General features: G+C 40.1%; 13 protein-coding genes. 10 read left to right on the top strand and 3 right to left on the bottom strand.

All coding sequences use genetic code 11. The features are described 5' to 3' along the window. Positions 1–17: 17 nt before the first annotated feature. The 10 genes from ABKJ27_RS08220 to pepC all read left to right on the top strand — a co-directional run bounded on the left by ABKJ27_RS08220 (position 18) and on the right by pepC (position 13,900). On the top strand, positions 18–4,409 hold the full coding sequence (locus tag ABKJ27_RS08220) for a PolC-type DNA polymerase III (RefSeq protein ID WP_410011666.1): 4,392 nt from the start codon (positions 18–20) through the stop codon (positions 4,407–4,409). 87 nt (positions 4,410–4,496) lie between these two features. Next, a complete protein-coding gene (locus ABKJ27_RS08215) occupies positions 4,497–5,021 on the top strand; it encodes a DnaA ATPase domain-containing protein (protein ID WP_049510063.1) in 525 nt (174 codons plus the stop codon). 51 nt (positions 5,022–5,072) lie between these two features. After that, positions 5,073–5,576, top strand: a complete 504-nt coding sequence (locus tag ABKJ27_RS08210) for a DnaA ATPase domain-containing protein (protein ID WP_049510061.1) — start codon at positions 5,073–5,075, stop codon at positions 5,574–5,576. Positions 5,577–5,591: 15 nt separating this feature from the next. Further along, a complete protein-coding gene (locus ABKJ27_RS08205; RefSeq protein WP_410011665.1) occupies positions 5,592–6,542 on the top strand; it encodes a helix-turn-helix transcriptional regulator in 951 nt (316 codons plus the stop codon). Positions 6,543–6,549: 7 nt separating this feature from the next. Next, complete coding sequence (locus tag ABKJ27_RS08200; protein ID WP_049510058.1) at positions 6,550–7,878, top strand: DUF262 domain-containing protein; 1,329 nt, start codon at positions 6,550–6,552, stop codon at positions 7,876–7,878. Further along, positions 7,872–9,752 (top strand): DUF262 domain-containing protein, encoded by a 1,881-nt coding sequence (locus tag ABKJ27_RS08195; RefSeq protein ID WP_410011664.1) that lies wholly within the window; start codon positions 7,872–7,874, stop codon positions 9,750–9,752. The genes ABKJ27_RS08200 and ABKJ27_RS08195 overlap by 7 nt, the downstream gene beginning before the upstream one ends. A gap of 227 nt (positions 9,753–9,979) precedes the next feature. After that, positions 9,980–11,221, top strand: coding sequence for an aminopeptidase (locus tag ABKJ27_RS08190; protein ID WP_410011663.1), 1,242 nt, complete (start codon positions 9,980–9,982; stop codon positions 11,219–11,221). A gap of 9 nt (positions 11,222–11,230) precedes the next feature. After that, a complete protein-coding gene (locus ABKJ27_RS08185) occupies positions 11,231–11,461 on the top strand; it encodes a GlsB/YeaQ/YmgE family stress response membrane protein (protein ID WP_000580443.1) in 231 nt (76 codons plus the stop codon). A 270-nt stretch (positions 11,462–11,731) separates the two neighbouring features. Next, positions 11,732–12,454, top strand: coding sequence for a pseudouridine synthase (locus ABKJ27_RS08180; protein ID WP_410011662.1), 723 nt, complete (start codon positions 11,732–11,734; stop codon positions 12,452–12,454). Between the two features lie 111 nt (positions 12,455–12,565). Further along, positions 12,566–13,900, top strand: coding sequence for an aminopeptidase C (gene pepC / locus ABKJ27_RS08175; RefSeq protein ID WP_410011661.1), 1,335 nt, complete (start codon positions 12,566–12,568; stop codon positions 13,898–13,900). Between the two features lie 55 nt (positions 13,901–13,955). Here pepC and ABKJ27_RS08170 read toward each other — a convergent pair whose 3' ends face one another. The 3 genes from ABKJ27_RS08170 to ABKJ27_RS08160 are packed head-to-tail and all read right to left on the bottom strand — an operon-like array spanning position 13,956 to position 16,709. Then, a complete protein-coding gene (locus ABKJ27_RS08170) occupies positions 13,956–14,867 on the bottom strand; it encodes a PTS system mannose/fructose/sorbose family transporter subunit IID (RefSeq protein WP_000136864.1) in 912 nt (303 codons plus the stop codon). 23 nt (positions 14,868–14,890) lie between these two features. Beyond that, positions 14,891–15,694 carry a PTS mannose/fructose/sorbose transporter subunit IIC gene (locus ABKJ27_RS08165; protein WP_000022716.1) on the bottom strand — a complete coding sequence of 268 codons (804 nt, stop codon included), beginning with the start codon at positions 15,692–15,694 and terminating at the stop codon, positions 14,891–14,893. A gap of 25 nt (positions 15,695–15,719) precedes the next feature. Then, a complete protein-coding gene (locus tag ABKJ27_RS08160) occupies positions 15,720–16,709 on the bottom strand; it encodes a PTS sugar transporter subunit IIB (RefSeq protein ID WP_410011660.1) in 990 nt (329 codons plus the stop codon). Positions 16,710–16,931: the final 222 nt, after the last annotated feature.

Raw genomic sequence — 16,931 nt, 5'->3', positions numbered from 1 at the left:
TAATGTGAGGAAAATGAATGTCAAATAGTTTTGAAATTTTGATGAATCAACTGGGGATGCCTGCTGAAATGAGACAGGCATCTGCTTTATCACATGCTGATATTGAACGAGTTGTGGTTCATAAAATTAGTAAGGTATGGGAGTTTCATTTCGTATTTTCTAATATTTTACCGATTGAAATCTTTTTAGAATTAAAGAAGGGTTTGAGTGAGGAATTTTCTAAGACAGGTAATAAAGCTATTTTTGAAATTAAGGCTCTGTCTCAAGATTTTTCAAACCAACTCTTGCAGGCCTATTATAGAGAGGCTTTTTCTGAAGGGCCATGTGCTAGTCAAGGCTTTAAATCTCTTTATCAGAATTTGCAAGTTCGTGCTGAGGGCAATCAACTCTTTATTGAAGGCTCAGAGGCGATTGATAAGGAACACTTTAAGAAAAATCATCTTCCTAATTTAGCTAAACAACTTGAAAAATTTGGTTTTCCTACTTTTAACTGTCAAGTAGAGAAGAATGATGTGCTGACTCAAGAGCAGGAAGAAGCCTTTCATGCTGAAAATGAGCAGATTGTTCAAGCTGCCAATGAGGAAGCGCTTCGTGCTATGGAACAACTGGAACAGATGGCACCACCTCCAGCGGAAGAGAAACCAGCCTTTGATTTTCAGGCCAAAAAGGCTGCGGCTAAGCCAAAGCTAGATAAGGCGGAGATTACTCCTATGATCGAAGTGACGACGGAGGAAAATCGTCTGGTCTTTGAAGGGGTTGTTTTTGATGTGGAGCAAAAAGTGACTAGAACCGGTCGTGTTTTAATTAACTTTAAAATGACGGACTATACTTCAAGTTTTTCTATGCAAAAGTGGGTTAAAAATGAGGAAGAGGCTCAGAAATTTGACCTCATCAAGAAGAATTCTTGGCTACGAGTGCGTGGGAATGTGGAGATGAATAACTTCACACGCGATTTGACTATGAACGTGCAAGACGTGCAGGAAGTTGTTCACTATGAGCGGAAGGATTTAATGCCAGAAGGAGAACGACGGGTTGAGTTTCATGCTCATACTAATATGTCGACCATGGATGCACTACCAGAGGTAGAAGAAATCGTTGCGACAGCTGCTAAGTGGGGACACAAGGCGGTTGCCATAACAGACCACGGGAATGTTCAATCCTTCCCACACGGCTATAAGGCGGCCAAAAAAGCGGGAATTCAGCTAATCTATGGAATGGAAGCCAATATCGTGGAGGACCGTGTTCCTATCGTCTATAACGAAGTAGAGATGGACTTGTCAGAAGCGACCTATGTGGTCTTTGACGTGGAAACAACGGGACTTTCAGCTATTTATAATGACTTGATTCAGGTTGCGGCTTCTAAGATGTACAAGGGGAATGTCATTGCTGAATTTGATGAATTTATCAATCCTGGACATCCCTTGTCAGCTTTTACGACTGAGTTGACTGGAATTACAGATGACCATGTCAAAAATACCAAACCACTAGAACAAGTTTTGAAAGAATTCCAAGAATTTTGCAAGGATACGGTCCTAGTTGCCCACAATGCGACCTTTGACGTTGGCTTTATGAATGCCAACTATGAGCGTCATGGTCTGCCAAAGATTACTCAGCCAGTTATTGATACGCTGGAGTTTGCTAGAAACCTCTATCCTGAGTATAAACGTCATGGTTTGGGACCTTTGACCAAGCGTTTTGGTGTGGCCTTAGAACATCACCACATGGCCAACTACGATGCGGAAGCTACTGGTCGTCTGCTCTTCATCTTTATCAAAGAGGTGGCAGAAAAACATGGTGTAACCGACTTGGCTAGACTTAACATCGATTTGATTAGTCCAGATTCTTATAAAAAAGCTCGGATCAAGCATGCGACCATCTATGTCAAGAATCAGGTAGGTCTAAAAAATATCTTTAAGCTGGTTTCTTTATCCAATACCAAGTACTTTGAAGGGGTGCCACGGGTTCCGAGAACGGTTTTAGATTCCCATCGGGAAGGTTTGATTTTAGGCTCAGCTTGCTCTGAAGGCGAAGTTTTCGATGCAGTTGTTTCTCAAGGTGTGGATGCGGCGGTTGAGGTGGCCAAGTATTATGATTTTATCGAGGTCATGCCTCCAGCTATCTACGCGCCACTGATTGCCAAGGAGCAGGTTAAGGATATGGAAGAACTCCAGACCATTATCAAAAGTTTGATAGAGGTTGGAGAACGCCTTGGCAAGCCCGTTTTGGCTACCGGAAATGTTCACTATATCGAACCAGAAGAAGAGATTTACCGTGAAATTATCGTCCGTAGTTTGGGACAGGGGGCTATGATTAACCGAACTATCGGTCATGGAGAACATGCCCAACCAGCACCACTTCCAAAGGCTCATTTTCGAACGACTAATGAGATGTTGGATGAATTTGCCTTCTTGGGAGAGGAATTAGCTCGGAAGTTGGTTATTGAAAACACCAATGCTTTGGCAGAAATCTTTGAACCCGTTGAGGTCGTTAAGGGTGACTTGTATACGCCTTTTATCGATAAGGCTGAAGAAACGGTCGCTGAGTTAACCTATAAGAAGGCATTTGAGATTTATGGAAATCCACTGCCAGATATTGTCGATTTGCGGATTGAAAAAGAATTAACTTCTATTCTGGGGAATGGATTTGCCGTGATTTATCTGGCTTCCCAGATGCTGGTGCAACGTTCCAATGAACGGGGTTACTTGGTAGGTTCTCGAGGATCTGTCGGATCTAGTTTCGTTGCGACCATGATTGGGATTACAGAGGTCAATCCTCTCTCTCCTCACTATGTCTGTGGTCAGTGTCAGTACAGTGAGTTTATCACGGATGGTTCTTATGGTTCAGGTTTTGATATGCCCAATAAGGACTGTCCGAACTGTGGTCACAAACTCAGCAAAAATGGGCAGGATATTCCGTTTGAGACCTTCCTTGGTTTTGATGGAGATAAGGTTCCCGATATTGACTTGAACTTTTCGGGAGAGGATCAGCCTAGCGCCCACTTGGATGTGCGTGATATCTTTGGTGAGGAATATGCCTTCCGTGCAGGAACGGTTGGTACGGTGGCTGCCAAGACCGCTTATGGATTTGTCAAGGGCTATGAGCGAGATTATGGCAAGTTTTATCGTGATGCAGAGGTGGAACGTCTAGCCCAGGGAGCTGCTGGTGTCAAACGAACGACAGGACAACACCCAGGGGGAATCGTTGTTATTCCTAACTACATGGATGTCTACGACTTTACGCCTGTCCAGTATCCAGCGGATGATGTGACGGCTGAATGGCAGACCACTCACTTTAACTTCCATGATATCGACGAGAACGTCCTCAAACTCGATGTACTAGGACATGATGATCCGACCATGATTCGGAAACTGCAGGACTTGTCTGGGATTGACCCTAATGAAATTCCTATGGATGACGAAGGCGTAATGGCCCTCTTTTCTGGGACGGATGTGTTAGGGGTAACACCTGAGCAAATCGGAACGCCTACGGGCATGCTGGGGATTCCAGAGTTTGGAACCAACTTTGTACGTGGGATGGTCGATGAAACCCATCCGACGACTTTTGCGGAGTTGCTTCAGCTCTCAGGTCTATCCCACGGTACCGACGTTTGGCTGGGCAATGCACAAGATTTGATTAAACAAGGAATAGCGGACCTATCAACTGTTATCGGTTGTCGGGACGACATCATGGTTTACCTTATGCATGCGGGTCTGGAACCTAAGATGGCCTTTACCATCATGGAACGCGTACGTAAGGGCTTGTGGCTGAAGATTTCCGAAGAGGAAAGAAATGGCTATATCGAAGCTATGAAGGCTAATAAGGTGCCAGAGTGGTATATCGAGTCCTGTGGAAAAATTAAGTACATGTTCCCTAAAGCCCATGCGGCAGCCTACGTTATGATGGCCTTGCGTGTAGCCTACTTTAAGGTTCACCACCCTATTTATTACTACTGTGCTTACTTCTCAATCCGTGCTAAGGCATTTGATATCAAGACCATGGGGGCGGGCTTGGATGCTATCAAGCGCAGAATGGAAGAAATCTCTGAAAAACGGAAGAACAATGAGGCTTCTAATGTGGAGATTGATCTTTATACAACTCTTGAGATTGTCAATGAAATGTGGGAACGTGGTTTCAAGTTTGGAAAACTCGATCTCTACCGTAGTCAGGCGACAGAGTTCCTCATCGATGGGGATACCCTCATTCCGCCATTTGTAGCAATGGATGGTCTGGGAGAGAACGTTGCCAAGCAGTTGGTACGAGCGCGTGAAGAGGGAGAATTTCTTTCTAAAACAGAATTACGCAAGCGTGGCGGACTTTCCTCAACCTTGGTTGAAAAGATGGATGAAATGGGCATTCTCGGCAATATGCCAGAGGATAACCAGTTGAGTTTGTTTGATGAGTTGTTTTAAAAAATTGCTTATTTTGATCAAGTGGACAAAATATGTCCACTTGATTTGTTATAATTCTCTTAAAAATAATAGAAAAGAGAGTATAATATGGTGAATCAAGAAATTTTAAATTCTAATGTGTCAATTGAAGAGGAAATTTATAATTTTGAAAAAGGCTTGAAAGATGATGGGAATGATTGGACCGGATTCCCACAAATAGACTTAAAAGAAGATTCTCAATGTATTTACATTTGCGGTATTTCAGAGACTGATAGATGGCATTTGTTTTATTATACGTTAACTAAAATAAAACCTGTTACTCCAATAGCATCACTTGCATATTATCGAGTGAGAGATAATTTGATTTTTTCTAAACATAGTCAATGGATGAAACTGCAAATGGGGTATACAGAGTATGATTTGATTTTTCTGGATGGAGTTCAATTTTTGGGAGAGGCTGATCAAAGGGTACAGGAATACTGGATGCAGCGATTCAAAGAGAGTAAGAAAAGAAACAAACTCTTCATTGTATATTCAGACTGCTTACCCGAAGACTTAAAAAATATGGCTGAATCCGTAGTTGAGTTCTTCGAATCTGGCATAGTGGTACAGTTGAAATCACCTAAGGGCTAGTTTATTTTGCTTTAATCGTTTTGAATATAAAGTGCAAAGTTAGAGGTTAAAATGATGAACAATACAGGATTAGATAACAAATATCAATTAAAAAATTTTCTAGAAAAAGATGGTAATGATTTAGCAAAGAAAGGGGCCGTAGCTGTAGTAGAAAACTTAGGGTTACAATATAATCCCCTTTATATTTATGGGGAATCGGGTTCAGGTAAAACACATCTCCTTCAAGCTATTGGGAATAAGGTGCTTGAGAACAATCCAGAAAAACGAGTAAAATACATTTCTGCCGAAAACTTATTGGAAAATGAGCTAGAAATACAAAAAGTTAGAAGTGAGGAGTTTGATCTCCTAATTGTAGATGATATTCAGGTATTGGGAGAAAAAGATGATATGATTCAAGAAAAATTTTTTAATCTATTTAATTCTCAACATATTAAGAATAAGCAAATTGTTTTATCTGGTGATTCTGAACCAGATCAGTTGAAAAATGTTCAATCTCGTTTAATTGTGCGTTTTAAGTGGGGGATGACAGCGTGTTTAACATCGCTTGAAAAATAATAAGAAGGACTGAAAATGAATGATCAAGAGAGACTGCTAACGATTTTTTTACGTTTACAGTTTGGGACTCCGTTAGGAAAAAAGCAACTGGCTCAGGAATTTGAGGTTAGTGAAAAGACGATACAGAGAGATTTTTCGCTACTCCGTGATATTTTATATAGTCACACCAGTTATAGTGGAGATTTTCTTTATAACCGTAAGACGAATAAGTATTGTTTAGCAAGTAAGTCAGTTTTTAATAAAAAGGATATTCTCGTTATTTCAAAGATTTTATTGGAAAATCGAGCACTGAACAGACCAGAAATTGATAGCTTACTAAAAAATTTGCTGGTTTTAGTTCCTCGTGATGACCAAAAAGAAATTGAGCAGATTATTGGCAGTGAAAAGCTGAACTATGCTCCCTTAACGGATCAACAAAATAGAATAGAGAAAATTTGGAATTTATCAGAAGCTATTTTGCATGAACAGGTTCTAGATATTATCTATCAAAAACCTTATTCTGAATCTTCTAAGAGGCAGACTGTTTTGCCAGTCTCTCTTTACTATGATAATCATTATTTCTATCTGGTTGTTTACCAGTTGAAACATGCTACTTATATTACTTTAAGAGTAGACCGTATCCAGTCCTGGTCTTTTAGTGGTATAGAGAAACCTTCTATTTCTTATCGAGATAAATTTAGAGATGGTGATATTCGTAACGAGAGAGTGGATGCTTTTATCGGGAAGAAAATCAGTATTGAAATCGAGTACTTGTACGATCCGACGATTGTGATGGATCAATTTCCAAATGCAAAAATAGTTGGGAAAAATGGCGATTGGACTCATTTTCAGTTTGAAAGTCAGCATACACCGGGGCTTAAACACTGGTTGCTGGGGCAAGGAGAAGCGGTTACTGTTTTGTCTCCTCGGATTTTAGTAGAGGATATGAAGCAAACAGCTCAAGAAATGATAGATAAATATAGATGAGGGTAAAATGACTATTCAATTTACTTCTAAAAAGGTTGGAGAACTATTGAAAGAAGGGAATTTGCGAATTCCTTCTTATCAAAGACCATATAAATGGAACAGAAAACATATCCGTAATCTTTTTTATGATTTACGAGATGCTATGGGGAAAAAGGAATATCAGATTGGTTCCGTTATCTTGCATGAAAATGATGAAAATGATGGAAATGATAGATACTTAGATATTGTCGATGGACAGCAACGGCTAATTTCTATTTCCTTGTTTCTTCATTTATTAGATGATTTAGAGAATTATAAGGGTGCTAATCAACTGCTGAGTGCTGAATTTGGAGAGCTATCTTGCTATCATGCGAGTGAAAATTATAACGAGTGGGAAAATTTGACTCAATTGGTTAGCGAAAATGAGGCAAAAGATATTTGCAACTTTTTATTAGAGAATTGTGCTGTCTCTGTGATTATTATGCCCAAAAAACGATTATCAGAGGCTTTTCAGCTATTTGATTCTCAGAATAATCGTGGAAAACCTTTAGAACCTCATGATTTGCTCAAAGCCTATCATCTCCGCAAGGAAGATTCAGAAGATGAAAAGATTGTTGAAAAGTGGGAGCAATTTGTAGAAGATAAAGATTTAAGTCTCAAAGAGTTGTTTGATAAACATCTTTTCCGTATGAGACGTTGGTCTCGAGGAGATACAGGATTGACAAAAAAGCGTTATGGATCTTATCTCCGTTTTACAGAGGATTTTATTGACGATTTTAAAGGCGTTGATTTGAATCAGAACTTTCCATACTTAGAATTGTATCGTCATATTGAAAATCTCCCCATGTCCATTACTATGCCAATCATTGATGGAAGTAAATTTTTTGAGTATATTGAATCTGCTCATGAAACTGTTAAAAATCATAAAGATTTTTTAAATGAACAGTTAGGAATATCTAATGAGTTAGAGGAGGAAGGACAAAATTTAGCTTACCCAGAAGGTATGTTAAACATTTACAATAGCTCAAAAGGACGCTATCTTAAATGTCACAATATATTCCTAAATATTTGCTCGCTTTTCGCAGATAGATTTGGAAAAGAGGAGCTATCAAAGGAGATAGTAGAGACCTTGTTTATTTGGTCTTACTATCCTAGAGTTAAATCTAAAGCCATATATGATGCGACAGTTGGGAACTATGCTGCTGGTGGAAGGTTTAGACAAAAAGAGGTTCAAAAGCTATTTCAACTTTTATCTCATGCTGTCACTCCGAATGATTTTATGGTCAAAATAGATAGAGAGCTATTTGAAAATTATACTGTGGACAAGATTATAGAAGAGGAAAAAGATAAATGGTAGAAACACATATAAGCTTATCAGTTAATCGTTTGTTAAATGAAGATACCTATGCTATCCCTCTTTATCAGAGAAATTTTGCTTGGACTTATGATGAAATTGAGCAGTTATTGAACGACGTAGCAGATGCTGTTCAAGAAAATAGAGACAATTACTATATTGGAACATTAGTCGTTAATAAAGAGAATGACATTTTCAAAATCATAGATGGGCAACAGCGGACAACCGCTCTTAATTTGATTGCCTTAGCTTTGAAGCATGAGTTTGGTTTTGATAGATTGAAAGATGTCAATCTTACCTTCCCAGCTAGGAAGAAATCAAATAAGAATATTCAAGATTTATTTGCCAAGAAAAAAATTTTAGAGGACGATGAAAATGAGCTGACTAGAGGCTACGGATATGCTAAAGATGCATTGAAAAAAGTGCTAGAGGATCGCCAGCTTAATCCTCAGTCTTTCGTGGATTATCTTTTTGATAATGTCATCATTTTTCGAAGTATACTTCCTGAGGATTTAGATTTGAATCTTTATTTCGAACGTTTCAATTCTCGAGGAGAACAACTAGAGGCTCATGAGATTCTTAAGGCGCAAATGATGGCTAAGTTCGATACAGATCAAGAAATGGCGCAAAAGTTTGCAAGAATTTGGGATGCCTGTGCAGAGTTTGATAAGCCGGTAGCAAGTCAGTTTAAGATGCGACGGAAGAGAGCAGATGACTTTCAAGAACGTGAACGTATTTTTGGATGGCATTTTACAAATTATTCATTTCATAATATTTATAATGATATTGATTTTCATCAAAATGAAAGAAGAAAGTTATCAGATATATTAGGAAAAAAGATAAATGAAAAAAATATAGAAGTAGAAAAAGATTTTGGCGATTATACTACAATCATTGATTTTCCAACATTCTTACTCCATGTATTGGCAATTGCGGAAGGTAAGAAAACTGATGAGATTCAACTAGATGATAAGAAACTCTTAGCACTATTTGATATAAAAAATAAAGATAAAACTTGGGTTATTGAATTTAGTGAATTTCTTCTTAGAATAAAACACATTTTCGATAATTACATCGTTAGAAATTCGAATATGGACTCTTCAAGTAGAAATAAGGATGAATGGTTTTTACAGAAGGGGACTTATTATGAATATCAACCAAATGGAAAATCTAAAGAGCATTATATAGTCGAAGAACGTTTTACTAATAATACGTTTTCGGATTCGGAAATTAACCAAAACATCATTCTTCTCCAATCCATGTTTGCTGTGACCTTTACTGCCAATCGTGATAGTCGTTGGTTATATGAAATCTTGCAATTCTTGTTTAACTATATTGAAGAGTTAAATCAAACAGAATTTGCTAGTCAGTTTAAGGATTTTCTTGAAAAAATGGCAGTGAGATATGCTGAGGAAAGATTGTTTACCGAAGATAAAAGTATCAAAAAATATGGTGCAATTCCTGTTTATGCTTTTAACTTTGTGGATTATGTTTTGTGGAAAAATCGTGCCGAATTAGAGAAAGAGTACAAGGATATTAATTTTGATCATTTCAAATTTGCTTATCGTCGCTCCATAGAGCATTGGTATCCTCAGAATCCAAATGGACATGATGGAGAGAGCCAATTACCTGCGGAGTTTTTACATTCCTTTGGCAACCTTTGTATTACTACCGATATTCAGAACTCCAGGTTTGGCAACTCCTATCCAGAGGCTAAATTAGAGCAATGGGAAAGAGAAGGGATATTCCATCGTCAGAGTTTAAAATTACAGATGATGGCAGAGATAACTTCTAAAAAAAATAGATGGGATATTGGTGAGATTCAATCTATGGAAAAAGAAGTGGAAAGATATGTACAAAATTTTTGTAATAGCTAATTAAAACAAGCTTCAGTAAGCTTGTTTTTTAAAATACCAATATATGTGATATACTAGTAAGGGAAGGATTTTGTAAAAGACAAACCAGCTCAAAAGTTTTTGACTATCAGCTAGAACTTGCTGATCAGACAATTCTTCTATCAACAGCACTCTTGTCAGGTGCCATTGCTTTAGCAGGATTATTCTCTGCTTTGAAAGAAAAATAAAAATAGAAAAGAGAAAACAACATGGTTTTACCAAATTTTAAAGAAAATCTAGAAAAATATGCGAAATTGTTGGTTGCAAATGGAATCAATGTGCAACCTGGTCACACTTTGGCTCTCTCTATCGATGTGGAGCAACGTGAGTTGGCTCACTTAATCGTCAAAGAAGCTTATGCTTTGGGTGCACATGAGGTGATCGTTCAGTGGACAGATGATGTCATTAACCGTGAGAAATTCCTCCATGCGCCGATGGAGCGTTTGGACAATGTGCCAGAATACAAGATTGCTGAGATGAACTATCTCTTGGAAAATAAGGCCAGCCGTCTTGGGGTTCGTTCATCTGATCCAGGTGCCTTGAACGGAGTGGATGCTGACAAGCTTTCAGCTTCTGCTAAAGCTATGGGACTTGCCATGAAGCCAATGCGTATCGCAACTCAATCTAACAAGGTTAGCTGGACTGTAGCAGCCGCTGCTGGACTTGAGTGGGCTAAGAAAGTCTTTCCAAATGCTGCGAGCGACGAAGAAGCAGTCGATCTCCTTTGGGACCAAATTTTCAAAACTTGTCGTGTCTACGAAGCAGATCCTGTTAAGGCTTGGGAAGAGCATGCAGCTATCTTGAAGAGCAAGGCCGATATGCTTAATAAAGAGCAATTTTCAGCCCTTCACTACACAGCGCCAGGGACAGATTTGACACTTGGTTTGCCGAAGAACCACGTTTGGGAATCAGCTGGGGCTATCAATGCACAGGGAGAAGGATTCTTGCCAAATATGCCGACAGAGGAAGTTTTCACAGCGCCTGATTTCCGTCGCGCAGATGGTTATGTCACTTCTACAAAACCGCTTAGCTATAACGGAAATATCATCGAAGGTATTAAGGTAACCTTTAAGGATGGACAAATCGTTGACATCACTGCAGAAAAAGGCGATCAAGTCATGAAAGACCTTGTCTTTGAAAATGCGGGTGCGCGTGCCTTGGGTGAATGTGCCTTGGTACCAGATCCAAGCCCAATTTCTCAGTCAGGCATTACCTTCTTTAATACCCTTTTCGATGAGAATGCGTCAAATCACTTGGCTATCGGTGCAGCCTATGCGACTAGCGTAGTTGGTGGAGCGGAGATGAGCGAAGAGGAGCTTGAAGCTGTGGGGCTTAACCGTTCAGATGTTCACGTAGATTTTATGATTGGGTCTAGTCAAATGGATATCGATGGTATCCGTGAGGATGGAACACGTGTACCACTCTTCCGTAACGGAGATTGGGCAGATTAAGGAGCTGAGATGATAGGAAGTATGTTTGTTGGTCTCCTGGTGGGATTCTTGGCAGGTGCTTTGACCAATCGTGGAGAGCGAATGGGATGTTTTGGAAAAATGTTTCTAGGCTGGATTGGTGCCTTTATAGGCCATTTGCTTTTTGGGACTTGGGGACCGATAATAGCAGGAACTGCCATTATTCCGGCAGTACTAGGTTCCATGATTGTCTTAGCGATTTTCTGGAGACGAGGAAGTTAATTTCTTAAATCTGATACTCAATGAAAATCAAAGAGCAAACTAGGAAACTAGCCGCAGGTTGCTCAAAGCACTGCTTTGAGGTTGTAGATAAGACTGACGAAGTCAGCTCAAAACACTGTTTTGAGGTTGCAGATAGAACTGACGAAGTCAGTAACATATACCTACGGCAAGGCGACGTTGACGCGGTTTGAAGAGATTTTTGAAGAGTATGAAACGAAAAGGAGGTTGGTCATTGAGACAGCCTCCTTTTGAGTGTGATATAATAGTTCTATGAGATTAGATAAATTTTTAGTTGCCTGCGCTGTGGGGAGTCGGACTGAGGTCAAAAACTTGCTCAAGTCTGGGCGCGTGATGGTAAATGGTAAAAAAGAAAAGTCAGCGAAACTGCAGATTGATGAAGAAAGAGATGAAATTCGCTTTGACGGGCAAGTGTTGGAGTATGAAGAGTTTGTCTACTACATGATGAACAAGCCCAAAGGAGTCATCTCAGCGACTGAGGATCCTAAGCACAGAACGGTTCTGGATTTGCTGGATGATATTGCTCGGAGCAAGGAAGTTTTCCCAGTAGGACGCTTGGATATTGACACGCATGGTCTTTTGCTCTTGACTAATGACGGCAAGCTTGCCCATGCTCTTCTTTCACCTAAGCGTCATGTGGACAAGACTTATCTGGCACAAGTCAAGGGAATTATGACCCAAGAAGATGTGGAGACATTTGCCAAGGGAATTCCTCTTAAAGACTTTACTTGTCAGCCTGCTAAACTGGAGCTTGTGTCCATAGAGACAGAAAAGAATCAAAGTCAAATCCGTGTGACCATTGCAGAAGGGAAGTTTCATCAGATCAAGCGTATGGTGGGCTACTGTGGCAAGGAAGTAGTAGACTTGCAACGTTTGACTATGGGAACGCTAGTATTGGATGAGAACTTGCAGAGAGGAGAATGGCGTCGCTTGACCAAGGAAGAATTAGAGGTTCTCCTTGCAAGTATTGCTTAGTTTGGTTTATATTCGAAAAAGGTGAGGGAGAATGTCCTTGCCTTTTATGTTTTTCAGTTGCTTCCTTTGTGAAAAGAGTTATAATAGACTGTAGAATAAAAGGAGGAATCTATGAACGCGATTCAAGAATCATTTACTGATAAATTATTTGCCAACTATGAAGCAAATGTAAAATACCAAGCGATTGAAAATGCTGCTAGCCATAATGGAATTTTTGCAGCCCTAGAACGTCGCCAAAGCCATGTAGACAACACACCTGTTTTCTCATTGGATTTGACCAAGGACAAGGTAACAAACCAGAAAGCGTCTGGTCGTTGCTGGATGTTTGCAGCCCTTAACACCTTCCGTCACAAACTCATCTCTCAATATAAATTGGAAAACTTTGAGTTGTCACAGGCTCATACATTCTTCTGGGATAAGTATGAGAAATCAAACTGGTTCTTGGAGCAAGTCATTGCAACCGCAGACCAAGATTTGACGAGCCGTAAGGTTAAATTCCTACTTCAAACACCTCAACAAGATGGCGGTCAATGGGATATGGTCGTTTCTCTCTTTGAGAAATACGGTGTCGTGCCTAAGTCAGTTTACCCTGAGTCTGTTTCATCTAGTAGTAGCCGTGAGTTAAATGCAATACTTAACAAATTGCTTCGCCAAGATGCTCAAATCTTGCGTGACTTGCTTACTTCTGGTGCGGACCAAGCGACTGTTCAAGCTAAGAAAGAAGACCTCTTGCAAGAAATCTTTAATTTCCTTGCCATGTCATTAGGACTTCCACCACGTCAGTTTGACTTTGCTTATCGCGATAAAGATAACAACTACCAAAGCGAAAAGGGCATTACACCACAAGAGTTTTACAAGAAATATGTCAATCTTCCTCTAGAAGATTATGTTTCTGTTATCAATGCTCCAACTGCTGACAAGCCTTACGGAAAATCTTACACAGTTGAGATGTTAGGAAATGTGGTTGGTAGCCGTGCGGTTCGTTACATCAACGTGTCGATGGAGCGCTTGAAAGAGTTGGCAATTGCTCAAATGCAAGCAGGTGAGACTGTTTGGTTTGGTTCTGATGTCGGCCAGCTCAGCAACCGTAAGGCTGGAATCCTTGCGACAGATGTTTATGACTTTGAATCAAGCATGGACATTAAACTCACTCAAGACAAGGCTGGACGTTTGGATTACAGCGAAAGTTTGATGACCCACGCCATGGTCTTGACAGGTGTTGATTTGGATGAAAATGGGAAGTCAACCAAGTGGAAGGTTGAAAACTCATGGGGAGACAAGGTTGGTACCGATGGGTACTTTGTTGCCTCAGACGCTTGGATGGACGAATACACATACCAAATCGTTGTCCGTAAAGAATTGCTGACAGCAGCAGAACAAGCTGCCTATGAAGCAGAACCAATTGTACTCGCACCATGGGATCCAATGGGTGCCTTGGCCGAATAAAAGTATAGAAAAAAGGAATCAGATTTTAGAACCTGATTCCTTTTAAGTTGCTTGATTACATGATGTGAAGAACATGTGCCACAATACCCACTGCGAAGAGTGCAAGGATAATAGTGATTGGAGATACTTTTTTCTTAAGCAAGTACATGCAAAGGAGAGTAAGGAGTAGTCCTGATAGTCCAGGGATCAACATATCCAAGTTTTGTTGGAAAGTAGTAACTTTTTCAGGTGTTTGAGACAATCCTTGTCCTACTTGTGCGAATGCTTCTTGGATACCTTTAGATCCTTCTGGCAATTTATCCCAATGGATATAAGCCTTTTCATCTAGTTGAACTTTGGCAACATCGAAAGCAAATTTAATATTTACCCAACGTTGAACAAGGACAGCAAGAATGAACATACCAAGGATAGAAGCTCCTTTAGTGATGTCTTGAAGGATACCGCCAGACATATCTTTAGTGATTTCTGATCCAGCCTTGTATCCAATCTCTTGTGTATACCACAAGAATGACATACGAATCAAGTTCCAAAGAACGAAGAAGAGGATTGGACCTAAGATATTACCAGTAAGGGCAAGTGAAGCACCGAGTGATCCAAGGATTGGGCGTACTGTAAACCAGAATACTGGGTCACCGATACCAGCAAGAGGTCCCATCATACCGATTTTAACCCCTTGGATAGCAGCGTCATCAATTTCAACACCGTTAGCACGTTCTTCTTCAAGTGCAAGAGTAACCCCCATGATTGGAGCGGCTACGTATGGGTGAGTGTTGAAGAACTCAAGATGGCGTTCAAGAGCAGCGATTTGATCTTCTTTTTTAGTGTAGAGTTTTTTAAGAGCTGGAATTAATGAGTAAGCCCAACCCAAGTTTTGCATACGTTCATAGTTCCAAGAACCTTGTAAGAAAGTTGAACGCCACCAAACTTTTTTACGATCTGATTTAGTTAATTGAAGTTTTTCAGTCATGATGTTTTCAGTCCTTTCTTATCTTAGTAGTCTTCTAGGATATCGCCGATTGGGTCGTTAGAAGTTGCGGCTCCTCCGCCACCATTTCCACCAGTTTTAGAAAGGTGAAGGTAGATAAGAGCGATAGCAACACCGATAGCACCAAATCCGATTAGAGTAATATCTGACACGGCAGCAAGCACGAAACCGATAGCGAAGAATGGCCATACTTCACGAGTTGCCATCATGTTGATAACCATAGCGTAACCAACGGCAACGACCATACCACCACCGATAGCCATACCATCTTTAAGCCAATCAGGCATAGCATTTAGAATGCTTTGTACGGTTTCAGTTGGTACCATTAGAAGGAGTGCTGCAGGGACTGCAATACGAAGACCTTGAAGAAGAAGTGCGACAAAGTGAGCACGTTCAACTGCTTTGAAGTCACCTTTTTTAGCAGAAGCATCAGCAGTGTGAACCAATCCGACAGAGAGTGTACGGACAATCATAGTCAAGAATAGACCAGCAACTGCAAGAGGGATAGCAACTGCTTGGGCAACACCGATACCTGTCTTAGTAAAGTCGCCACCAAGAACCATGATAATGGCAGCAGCAACAGAAGCAAGAGCAGCGTCAGGAGCTACGGCAGCTCCGATGTTAGCCCAACCAAGGGCGATCATTTGAAGAGAACCACCAAGGATGATCCCTGCTTCAAGGTTACCAGTAACAAGACCGATAAGGGTACAAGCTACGATTGGTTGATGGAATTGGAACTGGTCGAGGATACCTTCAAGACCTGCTAGGAAGGCTACAACGACTACTAAAACCATAGAAATAATAGACATCTTTAAAATCCTTTCATAAAATCGATTATTGCACGTTTGCTTTGTTGATCAAGTCAAACAAATCTTTTTTGGTGTCGTTTGGTACTTTACGTACATCAAATTCAACACCAAGGTCACGCATTTTTTCAAATGTAGCAACGTCTTCTTTATCCATAGACAAAACGTTGTTAACCATTGTTTTACCAGTTGAGTGAGCCATTGATCCAACATTAAGAGTTTTGATTGGCACGCCACCTTCGATAGCACGAAGGGCATCTTGAGGTGTTTCAAACAAGATAAGGGCATGTGTTCCTCCGAAGCGAGGGTCTTTTGCAACGTCGATTAGTTTTTGGATAGGAACAACGTTTGCTTTCACTTTACCTGGAGCTGCTTGTTTAATCAATTCTTTACGTAATTCGTCTGTAGCTACGTTATCTGAAGCAACGATGATACGGTCTGCTTTTGAATCTGGAGTCCAAGCAGTTGCAACCTGACCGTGAAGGAGACGTGTGTCAAGACGAGCAAGATTGATTTTCAATTTACCATCCCCGATAACAGTTCCTTCTGGGATAGCAGCTTGGGCAACTGGAGCAGCTGCAGCACTTGCAACTTCTTCAGCTGGATTGAGCTCTTCTGGAAGAGCTTTGATGCCATCTTTGGCTTCTTTAATAATATTAGCAGCGACTTTTTCTACACCTGCAGCAGCGTCCATCAGGCGCTCTGTGTAGGCTTGAATTAACATCGGTAAGTTAAGTCCTGTGATGATGGCAAACTTACGCTCAGGATTTTCTCCCATCACGCGACTAGCTTGGTTAAATGGAGATCCACTCCAAAGGTCAGCCAAAACTAGAACCTCATCTTCTGCGTCAAATGCAGCAACAGCGTTATTAAACTTAGCGTATAGATCATCAGGACCTTCGTTTGGCATAAAGGTTACAACTTGAACCTTTTCTTGTTCACCAAAGATCATAGATCCTGACTGATGAATACCCGCAGCAAATTCGCCGTGGCTCGCAATAATGATTCCGATACTCATTATTGTCATTCCTCCTTTTTTGTTTTAGTTTTCGTTTAAGAAAACTTTAAGACTGTTTAAGTATAAACCGTTTTCATCTAAAAATCAACTATTTATCATAAAATAATTAAAAAGATTACATCTGAAAATATTGATATATTGAGTTTTAGAGAAGTTTTTTTGAATCCTTATTAAAAAATTTAATATAAAAAAGTTGGAAGCGCATTCCAACTTTTAAAATAG

This window comes from Streptococcus sp. KHUD_011, assembly GCF_046352925.1.
Classification (GTDB): Bacteria; Bacillota; Bacilli; order Lactobacillales; family Streptococcaceae; genus Streptococcus.
Note: the sequence above shows the minus strand (reverse complement) of the source record. Positions and strands in the feature narration are given on the sequence as shown.

What these genes read in the sequence shown, in the direction of transcription:
- ABKJ27_RS08165 (WP_000022716.1), bottom strand. Translation starts at nt 15,694, where the DNA reads ATGTCTATTATTTCTATGGTTTTAGTAGTCGTTGTAGCCTTCCTAGCA.
- ABKJ27_RS08180 (WP_410011662.1), top strand. Translation starts at nt 11,732, where the DNA reads ATGAGATTAGATAAATTTTTAGTTGCCTGCGCTGTGGGGAGTCGGACT.
- pepC (WP_410011661.1), top strand. Translation starts at nt 12,566, where the DNA reads ATGAACGCGATTCAAGAATCATTTACTGATAAATTATTTGCCAACTAT.
- ABKJ27_RS08185 (WP_000580443.1), top strand. Translation starts at nt 11,231, where the DNA reads ATGATAGGAAGTATGTTTGTTGGTCTCCTGGTGGGATTCTTGGCAGGT.
- ABKJ27_RS08210 (WP_049510061.1), top strand. Translation starts at nt 5,073, where the DNA reads ATGATGAACAATACAGGATTAGATAACAAATATCAATTAAAAAATTTT.
- ABKJ27_RS08190 (WP_410011663.1), top strand. Translation starts at nt 9,980, where the DNA reads ATGGTTTTACCAAATTTTAAAGAAAATCTAGAAAAATATGCGAAATTG.
- ABKJ27_RS08205 (WP_410011665.1), top strand. Translation starts at nt 5,592, where the DNA reads ATGAATGATCAAGAGAGACTGCTAACGATTTTTTTACGTTTACAGTTT.
- ABKJ27_RS08170 (WP_000136864.1), bottom strand. Translation starts at nt 14,867, where the DNA reads ATGACTGAAAAACTTCAATTAACTAAATCAGATCGTAAAAAAGTTTGG.
- ABKJ27_RS08200 (WP_049510058.1), top strand. Translation starts at nt 6,550, where the DNA reads ATGACTATTCAATTTACTTCTAAAAAGGTTGGAGAACTATTGAAAGAA.
- ABKJ27_RS08220 (WP_410011666.1), top strand. Translation starts at nt 18, where the DNA reads ATGTCAAATAGTTTTGAAATTTTGATGAATCAACTGGGGATGCCTGCT.
- ABKJ27_RS08195 (WP_410011664.1), top strand. Translation starts at nt 7,872, where the DNA reads ATGGTAGAAACACATATAAGCTTATCAGTTAATCGTTTGTTAAATGAA.
- ABKJ27_RS08215 (WP_049510063.1), top strand. Translation starts at nt 4,497, where the DNA reads ATGGTGAATCAAGAAATTTTAAATTCTAATGTGTCAATTGAAGAGGAA.
- ABKJ27_RS08160 (WP_410011660.1), bottom strand. Translation starts at nt 16,709, where the DNA reads ATGAGTATCGGAATCATTATTGCGAGCCACGGCGAATTTGCTGCGGGT.